Source organism: Marinobacterium lacunae (assembly GCF_000705555.1).
GTDB lineage: Bacteria > Pseudomonadota > Gammaproteobacteria > Pseudomonadales > Balneatricaceae > Marinobacterium_D > Marinobacterium_D lacunae.
Window position 1 is genome coordinate 271491 of sequence record NZ_JMQN01000015.1, and the last position, 21262, is coordinate 292752.

The 21262-nt window shown below is 57.1% G+C and carries 19 protein-coding genes and 4 tRNA genes; 10 read left to right on the plus strand and 13 right to left on the minus strand.

Features of this window, described 5'->3' with window-relative positions; all coding sequences use genetic code 11:
• Positions 1-63: 63 nt before the first annotated feature.
• From ADIMK_RS05840 to ADIMK_RS05855, 4 genes are all read right to left on the minus strand, one after another.
• Positions 64-1317 (minus strand): MgtC/SapB family protein, encoded by a 1254-nt coding sequence (locus tag ADIMK_RS05840; RefSeq protein WP_036184871.1) that lies wholly within the window; start codon positions 1315-1317, stop codon positions 64-66.
• A gap of 112 nt (positions 1318-1429) precedes the next feature.
• The gene (gene scpC / locus ADIMK_RS05845; protein WP_036184873.1) at positions 1430-2944 is read right to left on the minus strand and encodes a succinyl-CoA:acetate CoA-transferase ScpC; all 1515 of its coding nucleotides are present in this window, start codon (positions 2942-2944) and stop codon (positions 1430-1432) included.
• A gap of 395 nt (positions 2945-3339) precedes the next feature.
• The gene (locus ADIMK_RS05850; protein WP_036184875.1) at positions 3340-3918 is read right to left on the minus strand and encodes an NnrU family protein; all 579 of its coding nucleotides are present in this window, start codon (positions 3916-3918) and stop codon (positions 3340-3342) included.
• 169 nt (positions 3919-4087) lie between these two features.
• Positions 4088-5413, minus strand: coding sequence for a DEAD/DEAH box helicase (locus tag ADIMK_RS05855; protein ID WP_036184876.1), 1326 nt, complete (start codon positions 5411-5413; stop codon positions 4088-4090).
• 323 nt (positions 5414-5736) lie between these two features.
• Between ADIMK_RS05855 and ADIMK_RS05860 the strand changes: the two genes are divergently transcribed.
• The 8 genes from ADIMK_RS05860 (at position 5737) to ADIMK_RS05895 (ending at position 11890) form a co-directional block, all read left to right on the plus strand.
• Positions 5737-6477: a glutathione peroxidase gene (locus ADIMK_RS05860; RefSeq protein ID WP_036184878.1), complete on the plus strand. Its 741-nt coding sequence runs from the start codon at positions 5737-5739 to the stop codon at positions 6475-6477.
• Between the two features lie 128 nt (positions 6478-6605).
• On the plus strand, positions 6606-7085 hold the full coding sequence (locus ADIMK_RS05865; RefSeq protein ID WP_036184880.1) for a C40 family peptidase: 480 nt from the start codon (positions 6606-6608) through the stop codon (positions 7083-7085).
• Between the two features lie 563 nt (positions 7086-7648).
• Positions 7649-8617, plus strand: coding sequence for an ABC transporter substrate-binding protein (locus ADIMK_RS05870; protein WP_051692524.1), 969 nt, complete (start codon positions 7649-7651; stop codon positions 8615-8617).
• Positions 8614-11400: an EAL domain-containing protein gene (locus ADIMK_RS21245; RefSeq protein ID WP_051692526.1), complete on the plus strand. Its 2787-nt coding sequence runs from the start codon at positions 8614-8616 to the stop codon at positions 11398-11400. The genes ADIMK_RS05870 and ADIMK_RS21245 overlap by 4 nt, the downstream gene beginning before the upstream one ends.
• Before the next feature lie 95 nt (positions 11401-11495).
• Positions 11496-11583 (plus strand) — tRNA-Ser (locus tag ADIMK_RS05880).
• Positions 11584-11605: 22 nt separating this feature from the next.
• A tRNA-Asn gene (locus ADIMK_RS05885) sits at positions 11606-11681 on the plus strand.
• A gap of 40 nt (positions 11682-11721) precedes the next feature.
• Positions 11722-11797: transfer RNA gene (locus tag ADIMK_RS05890), tRNA-Lys, on the plus strand.
• A 17-nt stretch (positions 11798-11814) separates the two neighbouring features.
• Positions 11815-11890, plus strand: a tRNA-Lys gene (locus ADIMK_RS05895).
• Between the two features lie 92 nt (positions 11891-11982).
• Here the strand turns inward: ADIMK_RS05895 and greB are convergent.
• A complete protein-coding gene (gene greB / locus ADIMK_RS05900; protein WP_036184884.1) occupies positions 11983-12483 on the minus strand; it encodes a transcription elongation factor GreB in 501 nt (166 codons plus the stop codon).
• A gap of 78 nt (positions 12484-12561) precedes the next feature.
• Here greB and ADIMK_RS05905 point away from each other — a divergent pair, with 78 nt between their 5' ends.
• Positions 12562-12993 carry a hypothetical protein gene (locus ADIMK_RS05905; RefSeq protein WP_036184887.1) on the plus strand — a complete coding sequence of 144 codons (432 nt, stop codon included), beginning with the start codon at positions 12562-12564 and terminating at the stop codon, positions 12991-12993.
• A gap of 49 nt (positions 12994-13042) precedes the next feature.
• A complete protein-coding gene (locus tag ADIMK_RS05910; RefSeq protein ID WP_036184889.1) occupies positions 13043-13951 on the plus strand; it encodes a DMT family transporter in 909 nt (302 codons plus the stop codon).
• 39 nt (positions 13952-13990) lie between these two features.
• Here the strand turns inward: ADIMK_RS05910 and ADIMK_RS05915 are convergent, their stop codons facing one another.
• From ADIMK_RS05915 to dapD, 8 genes are all read right to left on the minus strand, one after another.
• Positions 13991-15775: an ATP-binding protein gene (locus ADIMK_RS05915; protein WP_036184891.1), complete on the minus strand. Its 1785-nt coding sequence runs from the start codon at positions 15773-15775 to the stop codon at positions 13991-13993.
• 69 nt (positions 15776-15844) lie between these two features.
• Positions 15845-16339, minus strand: a complete 495-nt coding sequence (locus ADIMK_RS05920; RefSeq protein ID WP_036184893.1) for a putative pterin-binding protein — start codon at positions 16337-16339, stop codon at positions 15845-15847.
• A gap of 120 nt (positions 16340-16459) precedes the next feature.
• Entirely contained in the window at positions 16460-17434 is a 975-nt protein-coding gene (zntB, locus tag ADIMK_RS05925) for a zinc transporter ZntB (protein ID WP_036184897.1), read from the minus strand.
• A gap of 11 nt (positions 17435-17445) precedes the next feature.
• The gene (locus ADIMK_RS05930) at positions 17446-17841 is read right to left on the minus strand and encodes a hypothetical protein (protein WP_036184900.1); all 396 of its coding nucleotides are present in this window, start codon (positions 17839-17841) and stop codon (positions 17446-17448) included.
• A complete protein-coding gene (locus ADIMK_RS05935; RefSeq protein WP_036184903.1) occupies positions 17834-18097 on the minus strand; it encodes a hypothetical protein in 264 nt (87 codons plus the stop codon). The genes ADIMK_RS05930 and ADIMK_RS05935 overlap by 8 nt, the downstream gene beginning before the upstream one ends.
• A 61-nt stretch (positions 18098-18158) precedes the next feature.
• Positions 18159-19013: a putative RNA methyltransferase gene (locus ADIMK_RS05940; RefSeq protein WP_051692529.1), complete on the minus strand. Its 855-nt coding sequence runs from the start codon at positions 19011-19013 to the stop codon at positions 18159-18161.
• 5 nt (positions 19014-19018) lie between these two features.
• Entirely contained in the window at positions 19019-20161 is a 1143-nt protein-coding gene (gene dapE, locus ADIMK_RS05945) for a succinyl-diaminopimelate desuccinylase (protein ID WP_036184905.1), read from the minus strand.
• A 57-nt stretch (positions 20162-20218) separates the two neighbouring features.
• Positions 20219-21250, minus strand: coding sequence for a 2,3,4,5-tetrahydropyridine-2,6-dicarboxylate N-succinyltransferase (dapD, locus tag ADIMK_RS05950; protein WP_036184907.1), 1032 nt, complete (start codon positions 21248-21250; stop codon positions 20219-20221).
• Positions 21251-21262: the final 12 nt, after the last annotated feature.

Below are 21262 nucleotides of genomic sequence, written 5' to 3' on the forward strand. Positions count from 1 at the left end.
GCAGAGGCATCTATAGGGTAGATCAGCCCGCGATGTTTGCGCTGAGTCTGTCCGTGACCTGGATCAGATCAGCAGCAAAAGGGCGCCGACAGTGAGTGTCAGGGTCAGTCCGGGCCAGAGTTGGCGCAGCAGTGGCCAGCCGCCGGCAAAGGTGGCCAGCACGCCTTTGACCAGCGTGTTGGTGATGGCGGCTAGCGTGATGCCGGTTACGGCCGTGTGCTGGCTGATGCCGTCATGTGCCATGCGGGCCAGCGTCAGCGTAATGGCATCTACATCGGTGAGCCCGGCAACGATGGACACGATCCATAACCCCTCTTCGCCCACCTGGGCCCTGATCGCTTCGGCCGCCAGAATGATCACCGTGAGCAGCAGGCCAAATTGTAAGGCAGGGCCTATCTGAAACGGGGATGCGGCGATTTCGGACGTGCTTACCTGACCATGGGGCTCGTCGTGCCGCCACAGCCAGAGCGCCGATAGCAGGCTGACGATGCTCATGCCGCCCAATGGCACCAGCAGCGGTGGCAGCAGTGCGGTGTTGAGCACCGCAACCTCGAACAGGATGCGCGGATACATGATCGCACTGGCGAGCAGTATGCCGCCGGCCAACAGGCGGTGCAGCGGCATGCGTTTGCTCATGCGTGCAAGACTCAGCGTTGTCGCGGTGCTAGAAGCGATACCTCCCAGCGCACTGGTGATCATCACCCCCTTGTGGGGCCCCGCCAATTGCATCGCGAAGTAGCCGGTCAGGCTGATACCGGCGATCAGCACGACCAACAGCCAGATTTCATAGGGGTTCAGGGCATTCCAGGGGCCGAAACCCTCGTTGGGCAGGATGGGTAGCATAACCGCCGAGATCAACCCGAGCTGGAGTATGCCGCGCAGTTCGGCACCGCTGAGTCGCTCCAGCCAGAGGTGCAGGGTCTGTTTAAAGTGCAAAAGCACACTGATGATCACAGCCGCGGCGACGGCGAGACTGGCCTGTTCCAGCGAGACCAGTACGCCTAGCAGGTAAGTCAGTATTGCAGCGACGAACGAGGTCGTGCCGTAGTCATGGTCCTCATTGACATTGAGCCTGTAACCAAGGCCCAACAGTGCGGCGATGCAGACCAGCGCGGCGACGGTAATCCACGGTGTGATCAACTGGCCGAGCATGCCGGCGATCTGGCCGCTGATGGCAATAAGGGTAAAGGTGCGTATACCGGCTATACGCCCGCCGCTGCGGGTTTCGCGCTCGTGCCAGCCGCGCTCCAACCCGACCATCAGGCCCAGTGCGGCGGCTGTCAGCATGTGAACGATGGGGCTGGCTGTGAAATCCATTTATCCTGTCCCAAACGAGAGATCTACTCTAAGTGTAGAAAAACTCTAGAAAAAAGGGTGCCGATTCGGCACCCAAGGCTTAGAGCATCCAGGTATGGATTGTGTTGGCCGTTTACATCCGACCGGTCTGTTCGTAACGGCAGTGCCAGCTCAAGGCTTCCTCCAGCAGGTGCGGGGTGTGCTGGCCGCGTCCTGAGTGCAGTGCGCGCTCGTAGTAATCCATTAATGCAGGCTTGAAATCGGGGTGTGCACAGTTGCTGATAATCGCATGGGCGCGCTGTCGGGGCGACAGTCCCCTGAGGTCGGCCAGCCCCTGTTCGGTGACGATGATCTTGACGTCGTGCTCGGTGTGGTCGACGTGCGAGACCATCGGCACGATGGAGGAGATGGCGCCGTTCTTCGCGGTGGAGGGCGATACGAAGATCGACAGGTAGCCGTTGCGGGCAAAATCGCCTGAGCCGCCGATACCGTTCATCATCCGGGTGCCCATGATATGGGTCGAATTGACGTTGCCGTAGATGTCGGCCTCGATCAGGCCGTTCATGGCGATGATGCCGAGGCGACGTGCCAGCTCAGGGTGGTTGCTGATGTCCTGCTGTCTGAGGATGATCTTGTCGCGGTAAAGGTCGATGTTGGTATCGAACTCTTTGATTCCGTCGGGGCTGAGCGAAAATGCCGTCGCCGAGGCGACTTTTAGCGTGCCCGACTTGAGCATCTTGAGCATGCCGTCCTGAATCACCTCGGTGAACGCCGTCAGGTTCTTGAACGGGCCGGCATCCAACCCTTCCAGTACCGCGTTGGGGATGTTGCCGACACCGGACTGGATCGGCAACAACTCCTTGGGAAGTCGTCCAATCTCGATCTCGCGCTGGAAAAAGTCGAGGATATGGCCAGCAATGCGCTTGGAGACATCGTCCGGTGACTTGAACGGCGAATTGCGATCTGGCGCGTCGGTTTCGACCACGGCAATCACCTTGTCGATCGGACAGCTCAGGTAGTGCTCGCCGATACGGTCGGCCGGATCGGTCAGCATGATCGGTTTGCGGTTGGGCGGCAGGGCGGTGCCGTAATAGATATCGTGCATCCCCTCCAGCTTCGCATTCTGGCGGCTGTTCACTTCGAGGATGATCTTGTCGGCCTGTTCGATCCAGGTCTTGTTGTTACCGATCGACGAAGAGGGGATCAGGCTGCCATCTTCGCGGATACCGGCAACTTCGATTAGCGCGATATCCATCTTGCCCAAAAAGCCTGACCAGGCGTACTGGGAGACTTCGGACAGATGATAGTCGACGTACTCCATCTTGCCGCTGTTAATGCGATCCCGGCAGATAGGATCGCTTTGGAACGGCAGTCGCATCTCGATGCCGTCCACCTCGGCTAAAACACCGTCGAGCTCGGGCGCGGTGGAGGCACCGGTCCAGATATTGATACGAAACGGCTGTCCGCCCTCAGTGTTCAGCGTGCGGATACGGTTGGCCAGGGCGCCCGGCACGGCTTTGGGGTAACCGGCCCCGGTGAATCCGCTCATGCCGACATTGGCACCCCGGGGGATCATCGCGGCAGCCTCGTCGGCGCTGACGATACGTTGGCGCAGGCGCTCACAGAGGATGCGTGAAGGGGATGACATGATCTTTTCCTCGCTTTTCATATTGTCGACAATTTAGGCTCGGTGAAATTATTTGTGGTGACGTCGACTTTTTGTGAGGGCTGATTATATAAGGGCTTTTAAGTGTCTCTAGAGGGTTGCGGTTATTCTTTAGTCTAAATTTCCTATTAAATTGTTGACATTGTGTGTAAATACGAATAATTGCGTTGCATAAATGGTGTTAATGGGCTGGTTTATGTTGCCAATACGGTGCTAAAAAAGTGCTTTGAGAATGAAATGGGCATGAAAAAAGCAGCCGTTTGGCTGCTTAGGGTGGCGTGATGAAGTGTAGAGAATCGTTGCTGGTGCTGTGTGCTTATGGCGCCGCCCCGACATTGAAGAAAGTTGCTCTGACCGATCCCGGGGCGCCGGGTTGGCTAGCCAAAAGGGCGCACCCCTATCAACCATTCATGCAGAACAAACGCAAAGGCACCGTAGAACACCAGGCCGATGACCACGGCGATCAGATCGCGTTGAGCGCTGATCGCTTTATACGTCACCCCCTCCGCCCGATCACGGCGACGAGCAATAGCGTAATAGAGTATGGCCCAGGCCAAGAAGGCGCCGAACAGCAGGATGTCGGCCACTGTGCCGTTGCTGAGCAGGTGGGCGAACGCCCAGAGCTTAACGCCCAATGCCATGGGATGACCGAGCCGGGCCTTCATATGGGTGCCCGGCACATAGGCTGCCGCGAGCAGGATAAACGCTGGGAGCAATAATAGAGCGGTAATGTGCCGGGTCCAGTCCGGTGACACCCAAACCCAGGTGGGTGTGTAGCGGGCTTCCCCGTAACCCCAGATGATCAGCACAAAGCCGACGAGTGAGATAACGCTATACAGGCCTTTCCAGGGGAGCAGCCCCATGGACCGGACAGCGCTTTCCCGCAGACCCGGTGCCAGGATGCGTGTGGAATGCACACCGAGAAACAGGATAAGACCGAGGATCAGGATAGCCATGACGACTCCTTGTTATCTTGAAGGTCGAGCGTCTCAGCTTAGAGCACGGGTTGAGCGCTGTATACGGCGATCAGCTGGTGAGGCGTGGCGGTCCGCGCCTGAACGAAAACCCCCGCTTGAGGGCGGGGGTTTTTGTTAATCTGAGGCGAGTTGTGAGTTCGGATCGCGCTTACTGTTTCTTTTTCAGCGGTGCAAAGCCATCGTCACTGATCGGTGTCGGCTTGCTGCGGCGTTTGCCGACCTGCTTTTGATCGCGCAGGCGTTTCTTCACCTTGGGCTTTTCCGCCGGCTTTTTCTTGCTCTCTTTCTTCTTGCCCGTACCCGCCGCCTTGCCCGATGCCTTGAGCTTCTTCGGGCCTGTATAGCCGCCTTCGATGCCCTTGATGGTGCGTTTCTCAAACGTCTGCTTCAGGTAACGCTCGATACTGGCCTTGAGGTTCCACTCGTTTGGAGCAATCAGGCAGATAGCCAGCCCCTCGCGGCCCGCACGTCCGGTACGGCCGACGCGGTGGACATGCTCGTCGCCGCTACGGGCCAGATCGAAGTTGATCACCAGATCCACACCTTCGATATCGAGGCCCCTCGCGGCTACGTCAGTGGCGATCAATACGTTGATCCGGCCATCGCGCAGAAGATTGAGGATGCGGGTGCGTTGCGGCTGGTCCAGCTCGCCGTGCAGTACGCCCACGCGCAATCCCTGTGACTGTAGGCGCGGCCCCAGTTCATCGCTGAGGGCACGGGTGTTGGTGAACACGATCGCTTTGTCGTAGCTTTCGTTTTTCAACAGCCACGCGAGCTGTTTCTCCTTGAGCTTGGCGTCATCGGCCAGAATAACCTGCTGGCGGATGTTCTCGATCTCGGTCTGTGCGGTGCTCAGCTGGATAGTTTCGGGATCGCGCAGTACGCGATCGAGAATGTCGCCGACGCCCCGGTGGGTCAGGGTGGCGGAGAACAGCATACTCTGGCGCTCTTTGCGGCAGGCATCGGTGACGAACAGCACCTCCTCGCGAAAGCCCATGTCGAGCATACGGTCGGCTTCATCAAGCACCAGAAATTCCAGATCATCGAAATCGATGGTATTGCGCTCTATGTGCTCTTTGATACGCCCGGGTGTGCCGACGATGATCTCGGGATTCTTGCGAATCTTGGCCGTCTGGTTCTGGTAGTTTTCGCCGCCGCATACGGGAAGTACGTTAACGCGGGTAAAGGACGCCAGCTTTTCACAAGTGGCACTGACCTGCTCGGCCAGTTCGCGAGTCGGCGTCAGGATCAGGCCGCGCGTGCCGCTGCGCGGCGCGGACTGTTCGACGCAGCGCTGCAGAATAGGCAGCAGAAACGCCAGGGTCTTACCGCTGCCGGTCTCGGCGCTGACCATCAGGTCGCGGCCTTCGAAAGCCAGGGGCAATACAGCGCTTTGAACGTCGGTCGGCTGGGTAAAGCCCAGCGAATCGATTGCCTTGATCAGGCGCTCATGGAGTGACAACTCTTCGAACACGTGGGGAGAATCTCCGCGGATATATAGAGGGTGCGCAAAGCTGCATCCTAGCAGAAAAGCGACGCTGAAGCCGCTCGCCCTGTAACCAATATTTGAATATCGGTGAATCTCTTGCGAAGAGCGCTTTGCCCACGCTGTTTTCGCATGGTTATCCACAAAAAGCGTGGATAACCATGGCAGGCACTTAAGCGCTTATCGAATGACTCGTGATAGATCATTGCTATCAAGACTCTATTTATAATTAATTTTTCATTCATCTGTGGCGCAGATAGGATGGATTCAACGTAAACGATCAGTCTTTTGCACCGAATAAGGAGTTCAGCATGTTAGAAAACCGTGAAGGTCAGCGCGTACCCGATGTCACTTTCCCGACCCGTGTAGGTAATGAGTGGGTCACTGTGACGACCGATGAGTTGTTTGCCGGCAAGACCGTTATTCTGTTCGCGCTGCCCGGCGCGTACACGCCGACCTGCTCCAGCACACATCTGCCGCGCTATAACGAGCTGGCGCCGGTATTTAAGCGTGAAGGGGTGGATAGCATCATCTGCCTCTCGGTCAATGATCCGTTTGTCATGAGTGCCTGGGCCGGCGATCAGAGCGCCGCCAATATCGACATGCTGCCGGACGGTAATGGCGAGTTCTCTGAAGGTATGGGCATGCTGGTCGAAAAGCGTGATCTTGGCTTCGGCAAGCGTAGCTGGCGTTACTCCATGCTGGTCAAGGATGGAGTCATCGAGAAGATGTTTATCGAGCCGGATGTGCCGGGCGACCCGTTTGAAGTGTCCGATGCCGATACCATGCTCAACTACATCAACGCAGAGGCCAAATTACCCAAGCGCGTGACGCTGCTGACCAAGCCGGGTTGTCCGCACTGCGACCGTGCCAAGAAGCACCTGAGCGAAAACGATATGCCTTACGAGGAGATTCAGCTTGGCAAGAACGGCGTGACCTACTCGTCACTGGTGGCGATCAGCGGTCGTGGAACCGTGCCGCAGATATTTATCGACGGTGAGCACGTCGGCGGTGCCGACGATCTTGAGCACTGGCTGGCCAAGAGCGCCTGATAGCCCCCGCCTTCCACGGCAGCGCCGAGCGCTGCCGTGGTGTTTGTTCTCTGCTGCACCCCCTTGAGCTTGCATCCGCTTGGCCGATTACTTAGAACATAGGTATAGCGAGTTGATTGAGGTTGTGTATGCGTCTGATGCTTTTGGTCCTGACATTGGCGCTGCTGGCAGGTTGCAGCAGCGCGCCACGTTACACTCAGGCTCCCTATCAACTGACGGTTCCGCAATCCTCGGTGCGGGCCGACCTGATGAGTCAGTATCGACTCTGGGAAGGCACGCCTTATCGCCTGGGCGGCGTCGATCGTAACGGTGTCGACTGTTCGGGTTTCGTTCTGCGTGTATTCGATGATCTGTATGACCTGAGGTTGCCGCGTACCACCGAAGCGCAGCTGGCGCTGGGTAGTCCGATCGAGCGCGATGAGCTGCAAACCGCTGATCTTGTGTTTTTCAAAACGAGCTGGAAAGTGCGTCATGTGGGCATCTATCTGGGCGGCGGTGACTTCCTGCATGCATCCACCAGTCGCGGTGTGATGATCTCCTCTTTGGATAATCCCTATTGGCAACGCCACTATCTGGCATCCAGACGGATGGTCGAGATCACGCCCTGACCCATTCTGTTCACACCGACGGAGGGTGTGGATTAAAAAAAGCTCCAATGCCTGTGGATTATGGTTGGGGATAAGCCTCGTGGATCAACTCCCGCTGCGGATGTAAACAGCTCAATTACCTCAATTTGGCTGTTGACAACTTTATCTTTTGCATAACCTGCCCTGCACCGAACAATAATTAAACGCTTTTTCCAAACTCAATAACCACGCGGCTTTGAGCGCTGACTCCTCGTGCTGTCCCTAAGTTGTCCATAAAGTTACGCACAGATTCTGTTTGCAACCATCACGTAATGCGGTGCAGGGGTGCGATCTTGTCCCCAGTCCTGTATCAGTCTGTGCATATTCCGTTGATAGACTGAGTGCAAATGCTGTTGTGATTCGTCGTTGGGGATAACCCCATAGCTTTGGGCGGCCTTGTGGGTAGAATATTGATCCGTGTCCATTCGGTGGGGGTGTGAAACTTTTAGCCTATAGCTGATTGTGTAAAAAGTTGCATAATCGAAAGCAGGCGCCTGATCTACGCGACTAGGCGGCAGGCGTGAGCGTTCTGGCGCCTTATCTCCATGCGAGGACTTGAATTGGTATTGCCCAAGATCTACCGATTACTCCTGCCATTTGCACTTGCGCTGTCGATTATCGGCTGCGACATGTCAGAACCTCCGCTAAGGATCGGCACCAATGTCTGGCCAGGTTACGAGCCGATCTATCTCGCTCGTGAGCTGGGCTATATCAACAGGGACCGGGTGCAACTGGTGGAGCTGCTTTCGGCTACCGAAGTGATAAGAGCGTACCGTAACGGCGCACTGGATGTGGCAGCGCTGACGCTGGATGAAGCGTTGCTGCTGCGTGACAGTGGCGTTGCGGCTCAGGTGCTTTTGATCTCCGATACCTCCTATGGCGCCGATGCGATTCTCGCGCGTACGGGGGAAAGACTGTTTGACTTGAAGGGTAAGCGGATTGGAGTCGAGACCAGTGCTCTCGGTGCATACGTACTCAGTCGTGCCCTGAGCGTCGAGGGGCTTTCTACTGCTGACGTGGAAGTGGTCGCGCTGGAGGTGAACCAGCACGAGGAGGCATTTATTGAGGGCAGTGTGGAAGCGCTGGTCACCTTTGAACCTGTGCGTTCGCGATTGATGGCGGGTGGCGCAACCGAGCTTTTCAGCAGCCGCGAGATACCCGATGAGGTAATCGACGTTCTGGTTGTGCGGCCTGAGGTGATTGAGGATCGGCCCGAGCAGGTCAAGGCACTACTCGATGCCTGGTTTGAAGGTGTCGACTATCTCGCTCGTGAGCCTGAAAAATCGTATCGTCTGATGTCCGCCCGCCTCGGACTGACCCCCGATCAGATGTTCGCTGCATTTGCCGGGCTGCGCATTGTGGGACGCAAGCACAACCGCGATCTTATCTACGCTAAACCCTCTCCGCTCCTCAGGCAGGCCGAGCGTATGGGGCGTGTCATGACCGATCATCAATTGCTGACGAGGCCGGTGGACTTGCGGGCGTTTGTTGTACCCGAGGACATATGGGAATGAAGCGCATTCCAACCCCGCCTTTGCGCCTTTTGGTGCCGGGCACCATTCTTGCTATCGGGCTGATGGCCCTGCTGTTCACACTCTTTGTCGTGCGTCCCTACCTGTTATCACTGACCAAGGAAAGTACCGAGAGCGATATACGTTATTCACTGAACCGTCTGCAGGGCACGCTTGAATACATGCTGATGCATGACGACCTGCTCGGGGTAAAGCGAGAAGTCGCCGCGAACAGCGTACGCAGGGATGTGAAGCATCTGGTTGTGATCGACCATCAGGGGCGTGTGGTGGCATCGTCATCGCTGGCGATGGTGGGACTGCCGCTGTCGCAACTTCCGCTGCACTATCCCCCTGATCTGATTGATCAGGTGAAGACAACACTGTCCGCTAAGCTGGCATCTTCGCACGCTGAAAACACGGTGTACGGCGTCGCACCGCTGCGATTCCCCGATCCCGACCACTTGCGCAGTGAAAGCTGGGGCGCTGTCCTGATTGAGCTCGATCTGGAGCAGGCGGGCAATCAGCTGATCTCTGGTATCGAAGGACTATTGGTGTGGGTATCGATCGGAATACTGACCTTTGGCGGACTGGTGATGTTCGGCTTCGACCGCCATATCAGCAGGCGCCTTGGCAAGATCACAAACGGCATCGCCCTGCTGGAGGCCGGACGCTATGACAAGCGGATCAAGTTAAACGGCCGGGATGAACTCGCGAAGATAGCGACAGTGCTGAACAAGCTCGCTGAATCGCTAAACGTCAGCCGTGATGCGTTGATCAGCCAGCATGCATTGTTCGAGGAGTTGATGCGGCATATACCCGCACTGGTCAGCATTGTGACCGCAGAAGGGCGTTTCGTTTACGTTAATACGCGGTTCGTAGGGACCTACGGGTTCAATCCGGTCGAGGATCAAAGTGCGGCCAAAACCTTTATGCCGCAGGAGCTGCTAGCGCGGCATATGCGCGTTAATCGTCAGGTGCTCGACAGTGGCGAATCGGCTCAGTTTGAGTGGACGACGCAGCTCGGTGGGCGTTCGAAAACCTGGTTTATGGTGAAGTTTCCACTGTACGAGGGTAAACAAGCGCGCGTGTGTACCATCTCGCTGGATATCACCGAGAAGGAGCAGAACGAGCAGTTGGTGAACCTCTCGCGGCGGATATTCGAGAATACCACAGAGGGGATTATCGTTACGGATGCCGATCGCAAGATCGTCGAGCTTAACGATTCCTTCGCCCGCATAGCGGGGTATCAAAAGCATGAATTGGTCGGTAGACGCCCCGACATGCTGAAATCAGGACGTCAGGATGATGTTTTCTATCGGGAGTTCTGGAAGGAGTTGCGAGGGCAGGGGCGTTGGCGCGGCGAGGTGGTCAACCGGCGACCGGATGGCACCCTCTATCCGGCCAGACTGTCGGTCAGCTCTATCGTGGATCGTAACGGTCGCATCAGCGGGTACTTCGCGATCTATCAGGATATCAGTGCCGAAAAGAGAGCCGAGCAGGCACTTCGGGAGTTGGCGTACTACGACACGCTGACCGGGTTGTACAACCGAGCCTCGTTCAAACAGAAGGTTGCCGAAGCCTTACAGCAACTGGATCGCTTTCAGGAGCCGTTCGGTCTGCTGTTCATCGATCTTGATCGATTCAAGGAGGTCAACGACAGCAGTGGGCATGAGCTGGGCGACAAACTGTTGGTACAGGTCGCGTGCCGCCTGGAAAGCCAGCTGCGCAAGGTCGATGTGGCCTGCCGTTTGGGGGGCGATGAATTTACCGTGCTGGTTTCCCACGCCAGTGATGACTCGCAGCTTGCCACGATTGCGGAAAAGCTGATAGAAGCACTGGCGAAGCCCTATCGCGTAGAGGGACAAGAGCTGGTGATCGGTTGCAGTATCGGCATCGTGGTGGCACCTCGTGACGGTGAAGACCGCGATCAGCTGATGCGTAATGCCGATGCGGCCATGTATTACGCCAAGGAGAGTGGGCGAGGTCGATACGCGTTTTTCGATACTCGAATCGACGAGCGAAACCGGCGCTTGGTGCGGATCAAGCAGGGGCTGCGACAGGCCGAGGCGAATGGTGAGCTGAGTCTGGTGTACCAACCCGAAGTGGATCCGAATACCGGCGAGGTTCGGATGTATGAAGCGTTGATGCGCTGGAACAGTGCAGAGTTGGGGTCGGTATCCCCCGCCGAGTTCATCGCCGTTGCTGAAGAGACGGATATGATCGTCGATCTGACCCGCTGGCTGATCGGTGAGGTGGCCCGGGATAGTCATCAGGAACCGCTCAAGCACAGCAAAATCAGTATTAACCTGTCACCGCGTCAGTTCCGCAGCGACAGCTGGCAGGATAGGGTGCGTGACGCCATACAGGACGGCGCACTCGATCCGACCCGTCTCTGTATAGAGGTAACGGAAAGCGCGTTGGTTGAAGACTTCGCATTGGCCAACGAGCAACTGCGTGAAATCAAACAGCTGGGCATAGAGGTGGCGATCGATGATTTCGGCACGGGCTATTCATCACTGGCCTACCTCAAGCGCTTGCCGATCGATTACCTCAAGATCGACCGTTCGTTTGTAGCGGATATACACCTGGACCCGGATGATCGCACCATTGTCGAAACCGTGATCGTTATGGCGCATGCCTTAGGTCTAAAAGTTGTGGCTGAAGGCGCCGAAACAGAGCAGCAGGTGGCGTTTTTGCGAGAGCAGGGGTGTGATCTTATTCAGGGTTATTTCTATGCTCGTCCCCTAACGTTGGCCGCCTTGGTCGAGAATATGGAGAACAGTTGAACACCGATTGATCAGCCTGTTTAGGAATGTGTAGAAAGTTGCTCTAAGTGGTTGACACTTAAAATTTTGAAGGTAATATTTGCGCCCATCCTTACGGAGGGATGGCTGAGTGGTTGAAAGCACCGGTCTTGAAAACCGACGAGTCGCGAGGCTCCCAGGGTTCGAATCCCTGTCCCTCCGCCATTTAAGGATGATTTAGGGTTATTCCTCGATAGCTCAGTTGGTAGAGCAGTAGACTGTTAATCTATTGGTCGCTGGTTCGAGTCCAGCTCGAGGAGCCAACCCTGCAGTTCGCAAGGGCTGCGAAAAAGAGTTTTGAGCGGGTCGTTAGCTCAGTTGGTAGAGCAGTTGGCTTTTAACCAATTGGTCATAGGTTCAAGTCCTATACGACCCACCACTCTTGACTCACCCGGCGGGTCGTTAGCTCAGTTGGTAGAGCAGTTGGCTTTTAACCAATTGGTCATAGGTTCAAGTCCTATACGACCCACCACTTTTCTCTTTTCTCTTTTCTCTTTTTATTTTTCCCTCGATTTTTTCCTGTGTACCCGCCTAATGTGTGCTTGGTCAGGCCGGACTACCGCCTTAGCGATAGCCTACCTCGATGATTTCGAACCACTCCTCAACGCCATCCGGCTTCTTGAGCCAGATTTCGTCGCCTGCCTGTTTTTTGAGCATCAGCCGGGCCAGTGGTGAATCAACACTGATGTAACCGGGTACATCGCCGATCTCGTCGGCGCCAACGATACGGTACTCGCGTGAGTTCCCCTGTTCATCCTCAAGTGTGACCCAGGCGCCAAAAAAGACGGTTTCCCGGTCATCCGGTGCGCGATCGACCACATTGATGGTTTCGAGGCGTTTGGACAGGTAGCGAATACGGCGGTCGATCTCGCGCAGCTGCTTCTTGCCGTAGATGTATTCGGCATTCTCAGAGCGGTCTCCCTGCGCCGCCGCTTCCTTGACCGCCTGAGTGACTTCCGGGCGCTTTTCCTTCCATAAATACTTAAGCTCGGCATTGAGGCGCTCGTAGCCTTCCTGCGTGATATAGGGGGCGCTACGGGGCGCGGGTGGTCTCCAGCGGGACATTGCAACTTCCTGAATACACTAAAATATTTAAAGAATATATCCGATGGGCCGATAGAGGAAAGGTACTCTGGAGGTGTAATGCAGACGGAACGAATTCAACAGCGCATTGAGAGCTATACCGCGGACCTGCCGCAGGCGGTGCAGTCCTCCAATGGTGCTCGTTTCGCTATGCTGCTCAGTCTGATCGCCTCCAATCAGGAGCTGTACTCGCCGGTGAGAAACGCACCTGTCGGCGATGGCAGTTTTTCGCTGGAACAGCCTGATTCACGCTACCCCGATCCCAACGAGTTCTATACGGCGGCGGTGGTCGATCGCCTGAACCGTTCAATCAATGACGGCCAGCGGGGCGAGTATGCCTACCTGGTCAGTCATGTCGACACCCACACCCATATACCGCGAACGGGCCGGCTCGCAAGCGATCAGTTCGAGCAGGTTGCACTGGCCTCCAGTGGTCGTATGATGATCGACTTGATCGATAAGTCGCGCCACTCGATCTCAACCAGCGCTTAGTATTGCGCACCGGGGCGATTGCCTGTCGTTTTGCGAAAAGGATTCATTCATGTCAGTTAAAAATCAGTCCCGCGCCATGCTGCTCGGTGGCTCGGCTGTGTTGCTCTGGTCCACGGTGGCGACGGCATTCAAACTCTCATTGCAGTGGCTCTCACCTGTGCAGCTATTGGGCTGGGCGAGCCTGTTTTCCACGCTGGTGTTGATCATCGCCGTCTGTTGGCAGCGTCAACTGGGCAGCGTGGCAATCGCCTTCAGGGAGCGGCCTCTGTTATGCCTGTCACTGGGGGTAATCAATCCGGCAATCTATTATCTGGTGCTGTTTCGCGCCTATGATCTGCTGCCGGCACAGCAAGCCCAGGCGATCAACTACACCTGGGCCCTGACGCTGTCCCTGCTGGCGGTTCCCCTATTGAAACAGCCTTTGAGGGGACGCGATATGATCGCGCTTGCTGGCGGCTATATGGGGGCGCTGATGATCGCCACGCGTGGTGATCTGCTGGCACTGGATTTTGTCAGTGGCGAGGGTGTGGCGCTGGCGATGATCAGCACCCTGTTCTGGGCTCTGTACTGGATCCTAAACGCACGCTCCACCGCACCTGCGACCGTTATGTTGCTGATCTGTTTTCTGGTGGGTACTCCACTGGTCTGGGCGCTGATGGCCTGGAAGGGTGATCTGGGCATGCCGCCTTTGAAGGCGCTCGCGGGAGCTGCCTGGGTCGGTCTGTTTGAAATGGGTATCACCTTCATGCTTTGGCTCGGTGCCATGCGCAGCGCTGTACATGTTAGCCGCGTCAGCAACCTGATTTTTCTCTCGCCCTTCCTGTCGCTGGTGTTTATCCGTTACCTGCTTGACGAACCCATAGCACCGGCAACCTTTATCGGTCTGGGTATGATCATTATTGCGGTGATCTATCAGCAAAAAGGGGAGAAAGCGAAGCCAGCACCTGCCGAGGCCTGATAAGTGAAAGACACGCGTCCGGCGACACACCAGGGCCCGTCAAGGGCAAAGGGTGCGCGCAATGGCCGCTTTCACCTTATCGATATCAACCGGTTTGGATAGGAAGTCGTTCATTCCGGCCTCCAGACATTCGATCCTATCGCTGGCCATGGCGTTAGCGGTAAGGCCGATAATCGGCAGGGCGAGGGTCCGATCGTCTGCCCGTAGCAGGCGTGTAGCTTCCAGTCCGTCCATCTCCGGCATCTGCACATCCATCAATATCAGGTCGTACCCGCCCTCACTCGCCATATCGACCGCCTGGCGGCCATTCTCGGCAATGCTGACCCTGTGACCGCTTCGGCTAAGCAGCCCCTTGATGACGGCCTGATTGACCTTGTTATCCTCGGCTACGAGGATGTTGAGTTCGCTCTGGATCTCGCCCGATTGTTGTGCGGTGGGCTCGGGAGTCTGTTCCGTGGCGCCCCTAAAAACCGGTTGCAAGGGCAGTACAAACCAAAAATGACTGCCTTCATTGACTTTACTGCTGAACTGAATTTCCCCCCCCATCAGCTCAACGAGACGCTTGCAGATCGCCAGACCCAGTCCGGTTCCGCCAAAGCGCCTGGATGTGGATGCATCGGCCTGAATGAACATGCCGAACAGCTTCTCCTGAGCTGCGTCCGAGATGCCGATACCGGTATCGGTTATATCAAAACGTATTCCGTCATCACTGCCGGAGATGGCCAGGGTCACGCGCCCCTGTTCGGTAAACTTGATGGCGTTGCCGACCAGATTGATCAGGATCTGTCTGATTCTGACCGGATCACCTGCATAGCGTTGGGCGATGTAAGGCGCTACATCCAGTTCGAGAGTGATCGGCTTTTCATCCCGGCGTGGTTGCAGCAGTGCGATGACATCCTGGGCTAGATGCCTTAGGTCAAAGTCGCTGTTGGAGAGTTCCAGGCGACCGGCTTCCATCTTGGAGATGTCCAGTACGTCGTTGAGGATCGTGAGTAGTGCATCAGCCGACTGGCGGACGGTATGGGCAAACCCTTTCTGCTCTTCATCCAGCGGTGTTTGTTCGAGCAAACTGATCATGCCGGTAATGCCGTTCATCGGCGTACGTATCTCATGGCTCATCATGGCCAGAAATTCGGACTTGGCCCTGTTAGCCGCCTGCGCCTGCTCGGCCACTATTTTCAGTTCCCCGGCCAGCGCTTCGGCATGATGGCGCTGGTTCTCGGCTTCGGCATGGCGTTTGAACACGATGATGATGATACTGAGAGTGCTCAGCAGCATCAGGCCGACAAGGGCTGCGAGTACCTGCAAAAGCTGCAGGGTTTCATTACGTCCATCGGTTTTGTTCTCGGCACGCTGCTGAAGCATTTTCAGTAGCAGTTCTTCAGCGATCGGCTCGAGTTTCCCGGAGAACTCGTTCGCCTTCGCAAGTGCCGTCGGTGACAGTGTTTCAAGCTCGGGCAGCAGGCTGTCGATAGCGTCTACATTGGCTACGAAACGATCCACCAGTTGCGCGATATCATCTTTGACGTAGAACAGAGTCTTCAGTTGGCCTCTTTGTAGAAGGTCAACACGGCTATAGAGAACATCGAATCTCAGCAGCACTTCCTCAAGCTGGGATGCCGAGTTGGGTGTGATCTGTAGCAGTTTGAGCTCGTGGCTGAGTTTCTGAGTCTCGCGGTCGATCTGATAGGCCGCCCACAGCGTGTCCTCATGCACCGAACCTAGCAGCACCTGTTGTCGCTGCACGAGAATGGCGAATGCAACCAGCGTTGCGGCCAGAAAGAGGGCGGAAATGGCCGCCATGAACCAGATGGTTCGGTCCATGAAGACTCTTCTGACCACTGAGTTGCTCTGTTGTTGTCGCATCGCCGGGGTTGGATCCGTGCCAGAGTGTTATCGAATCTCGATCTTTTTGATCTGCCAGACGGACCGGTTGTGAATCACCTCTGAATTAAGATCCGGGTTCTCGTCGAAGGGGTAGATGATGAACAGCGGGCCCTTGTCGCGCACGCGCATGTATTTTCCATCGGCTTTCATCGCCAGAATGACGTCGTAGTTGTCGAAATCTTCAGCCGGTACTTCGGCTGCATAATCATTGATGGCGGTGACGACCAGTGTGTCACCTTTGGCACCGACAGCCGTCAGCAGGGCACGGCCTAGCGGCCCTTCGAACTCCACTTTACCCTCATGCCAGGGGGTGGCGGTCTTGGTGACGTGCTGTTCGAGTTGTTCAAGCATCGCCTTATCGAAGCGCGCCACGCCCTCTGCGTTGGTATTGTCGATCGCACCTGTTACTTCAAGAATGACAGGGCCGGTGGGCTGCGTCAGTTCGGCGGCGTGAGCGCTTAAACAACTAAAGGACAGTATCAAGGCGGCGAACAGTTTCATGTTGTATCAACCTCGTGGTTAAGACCTTGGGTGGTTCAGGGCCGTTACATCGCTGTCGAGACAGCAGCTGTAACACCAAGGCTACTATATAATTTGACTTCAAAAAGCGAACAGCCGAGGCTAAAGCCAGCGCCTTTGTTTGAACAGCCAGAGCTGTAGCGCGACCAGAATACACAGCAGAATCGAAAACAGCTCGAATGCGTAAGGGTTGTCGGCACCGGGGATACCACCGACGTTTATGCCCAGTAGCCCCGTGAGAAAGCCCAGGGGCAGGAATATGGCCGCGATCAGTGAGAGGATGTACATCCGCTGGTTAAGTTGGTCCGACAGCTGGCTGATCATCTCCTCCTGAGCCATTCCGGCGCGTTCGCGGATCATATCCAGATCCTCGATATGCCGGAGTAAACGGTCACTCACCTCTCTGAGCAGCAGTTTCTGGTCGGCGCTTATCCAGGTCAGGCGCTCACTCTGCAACTGGTTGAAAGCATCGCGCTGAGGGCCGAAATAGCGGCGCAGTCGAATAGTCTGGCGGCGCAGCGCCGAGAGTGACTGGCGCACAGACGCATTTTGCTGCTCAAGAATCTCGAGTTCCAGCTCCGATAGCGCCTCTTCGGTTTCCTCGACGACATCGCCCATGCGCTGAACCAGTCGGTCGCTAAGCTCGATCAGAAGCTCAGCCACATCGCGTGGTCCTTCGCCGTTGCGGCAGTCGGCCGCAAGCCCGGTGACGGATTGAAGACGTCGCTTGCGGGTCGAGATAATCAGATAGGGTGTCGCATAGAGACGTACGGACACCATGTCGTCCGGATCCGCGCCCGGGTTCAGGTTGACACCGCGCAACGCGATCAGCAGACCGTCGCCAACCTGAGTGGCGCGTGGGCGGGTGTTTTCAGTGAGCAGGGCCTCGATGACGACCTCCGGCAAGCCGGATTCCTCATTGAGCCACTGTTGAGCCGAAGGTTCGCTATAGTCCAGATGTAGCCAGAGAACGCCCTGATCCGGCTGCCAGCTGCGGATCTCGTCTCCGGTGAGGTCCCGGGCACCACCCTGTCCGTCCAGCAGCAGGGCGTGTAGCGGTTCGGCAGGGTCGGTCATGTTTGCCGTCCTTAGCTGTTAGGCCATCGAATCTTTTCGGCATTGCCGTTTTCAACGCGCCACCACTCCTCTTCCTCATCGGCGTCGCTGCTTTCGCTCCAGCTTTCAGCGATGCAGCGGACCTGAGTATCGAGCGCATCGGCGACTTCGTGGGCGCAGTCGATGTCACGGGCCCAGGGCGTTTTGTCGGAGCGGAACCAGATGCTGATCCAGGCTTTGCCCACGGCTTTTTCGTGGATCATGACCGGGATGGAGCAGTTGTTCAGACTCACTTCCAGGGCGTGAGTGCCGCCGACGCTGTTGAGCGTACGCACCGTGTCGCAGCGCGTTCCCAGCCACTCAAGCACCGTCTCCAGAGAGCGGTTCTTGATGTATACCTCAATGTCGGGATGACGCTGCTCACTCATGTTTTTTGTCCAGAATGCTGAAGATGCGAAGTACGCTAAGGCTCAAATAGCCGACTGCTGCGAGTATGATGCCGCCCCCGATCAGGATCAAGCCGGCAAGTGCTACCAACTCGCCATCAATGCCGGGTGCAAACAGATATTGACCGGCGCCGACCAGCGCCAGGCCCAGTGCAAACAGGCTGAAACCCGTGAGCAGAAAGGTGAAGTTTTGGCGCGGATTATCGGCACGCGCATGCAGCCACTGACGTATTCTCATCTCAATCCATGACGTGATCGAAGAGATTATCTGAACTGGGACAGGCTCAACCCAAACTGGTTCACATGCAGATGTCGTGTCGGCGTCGATAGACACCCAGCCGTATATCCGCCTGGCAGTTCAGTTGTCCCCGTTCGAGTATAGCGCTATGGGTCGAGGATTTGATGCGTTGCCCATGTGGCGTCATGGTCAGCAGGTCGTCGATGCCCTGGGCGTTGTCGATCTCAAAGTCGAAGTTCAGGGTTTCGGTGCGCTGATGCTCGAACAGAGCGTCGAGTTCGGGTGTCGGATCGTATTCGCGCAGCCGCACTTCGTCGTAGATCAGCTCACGCAGCGCCATCAGGTGGGAAGGCCCTGGCCAGACCACAACGAGCAGTCCGCCGGGCTTGATCACTTTGGCCATTGGGCCTGGCATGACACGGCTGAACATCAGCGTCATCGCATCGAGCGATTCGGCAGGCAGCGGCACATCAGCCCCGGTAGCGACGAGCCAGTCGATGCCGGTACTGCGTTTGCAGGCAGCTTTTACCGCGTGTTTGGAGATATCGAGCCCCGCAATCTGTGCCGAAAATCCGGCGGCAGTGAGCGCCTCTTCGATCTGCATGGTGTAATAGCCCTCACCACAGCCAAGATCGAGCAGCAGGGGCGACTGGATACCGGACAGCTCGGCCACCAGCAGCTGGTTGAGCTGCTCGGCGATCAGCCAGTAATAACCGGCGTCGAGAAAGCGGCGACGTGCCTGAATCATCTCGCTGTTATCGCCGGGGTCTTTCGACTTTTTGCGCTGAGCCAGCAGCAGGTTCCAATAGCCCTGACGCGCCCGGTCGAAACTGTGGCCGGCTTCGCAGTGCAGCGATTTCTCGTCGGCATCGATCGCAAGCGCGCCATGGCAGACCGGACAGCTGAGTGGCATCATTGTGTTCAGTCCTTCGCCAGCAGGCGGGCGAGGATGTTTTCGTATACGGACGAGAGAGTGTCCAGGTCGGCCACTTTCACCCGTTCGTCGATCTTGTGGATCGTCGCGTTGACCGGGCCAAGCTCAACCACCTGCGCGCCGGTTGGTGCGATAAAGCGACCGTCAGAGGTGCCGCCCGAGGTGGAGAGCACGGTGTCGAGTCCGGTCACGGCCTGAATCGCCTGACGACTGGCATCGACCAGACTGCCGGCGGCGGTCAGGAAGGGGTTGCCAGAGAGAATCCAGTCGATATCCCACTCCAGGTTGTGGCGCTCAAGCACTTCGCGGACACGCTCCTTGAGGCCCTCCGCGGTGCTTTCAGTGGAGAAGCGGAAGTTGAATGCCACCTCGACTTCTCCGGGGACCACGTTGGTAGCGCCGGTTCCGGCATGGATGTTGGAGATCTGAAAGCTCGTCGGCGGGAAAAACTCATTGCCTTCATCCCAGACCGTAGAGGCCAGCTCTGCCAGAGCAGGCGCGGCTTCGTGGATCGGGTTGCGTACCAGATGCGGGTAGGCCACGTGTCCCTGAACACCGCGTACCTTGAGCGTGCCGCTGAGCGAACCACGACGGCCGTTCTTGATCACATCCCCCACTTTCTCGGTGCTTGAGGGTTCGCCCACGATACACCAGTCGATCTTCTCGTTACGTGCCTCAAGGTGATCGATTACGCGCGTGGTGCCGTTGATGAACGGGCCCTCTTCGTCGGAGGTGATCAACAGCGCGATAGAGCCCAGGTGGTCCGGGTGGTGCTCGATGAAACGCTCCAGAGCGGTCATGAAGGCGGCGATGCTGCCCTTCATGTCCGCCGCGCCGCGCCCGTAGAGGTAGCCGTCTTCAACGGTGGGCTCGAACGGAGGGTGGCTCCACTTCTCGACTGGCCCTGTGGGCACCACGTCGGTGTGGCCTGCAAAACAGAACAGCGGGCCTTCGCCGCCACGACGGGCCCAGAGATTGGTCACCTCTTCGAACGGCAGACGCTCGATCTTGAATCCGAGCTTCTCCAGACGTTCGATCATCAGCGCCTGACAGCCGGCGTCTTCAGGCGTAACCGAAGGGCGGCTGATCAGTTCACAGGTGAGTTCCAGGGTTTCCGAGCGTGTCGACATAGCGGGTAGGGCCTCGAGGAACGGCACACCAAGGCAGGTTGGCGTGCCGTTTTGGTCTTAGTTGTGCTTGTGCAGTTCTTCGTTCAGTTCGATGGCGCTCTTGTTGGTTTTCACCTCGATGCGACCGTTCTGAGAGTTGCGGCGGAACAGCAGGTCCGGCTTGCCGGCGAGCTCCGATGCCTTAACGATGCCCACTTCGTTGTTCTGATCATCCAGAACAGTGACTTTGGATCCACCGGTTACGTACAGACCGGCTTCCAGTGTGCAGCGATCGCCCAGCGGGATGCCGAGGCCGGCGTTGGCGCCGAGCAGGCAGTTTTCACCCACGGAGATCACCACGTTGTTGCCACCGGAGAGTGTACCCATGGTGGAAGCACCGCCACCGATGTCAGAGCCGTTGCCCACGACAACACCTGCGGAGATGCGGCCTTCGACCATGCTCACGCCCAGTGTGCCGGCGTTGAAGTTGATGAAGCCTTCATGCATGACGGTGGTGCCTTCGCCGACGTGAGCGCCCAGACGGATGCGTGACGCATCGCCAACGCGGATACCGGCCGGTACGGCGTAGTTGGTCATTTTCGGGAACTTGTCCACAGACTGCACGTCAAGCACACGGCCCTGAGCGCGGGCGGCCAGCTGGCGACGCGGCAGGTCCTCAAGGGAAACCGCGCCTTCTGAGGTCCAGGCCACGTTGGGCAGCAGGCCGAACATCCCGGTCAGGTTCAGACTGTGCGGCTTGACCAGACGGTTGGAGAGCAGGGCAAGCTTCAGGTACACCTCGGCGGTGGTGGTCGGTGCTGCGTCCTGTTCCAGCACACAGAGGACGATCGGCTGCTGGCTGCCTTCGAGCACTTCGCTGACCAGTGCCTGATCTTCGGCGCCGACAGAGAGGAAAGCCTCTTCCAGCTTCTTCAGTGCAGCGGCGTTGATCTCGATCGCAGCGTTGCCGCCGGTGTAGTCGACGGCTTTGGCAACAGCGTCGATCAGCTTGTCATCGGCGCCCAGAAGCGGTGCGTTGTAATAGACTTCCAGCCACTCACCGGCGCTGGATTTGGTTCCGACGCCAAGGCCGAATGCGAAGTTTGCCATCTTTATATCCTC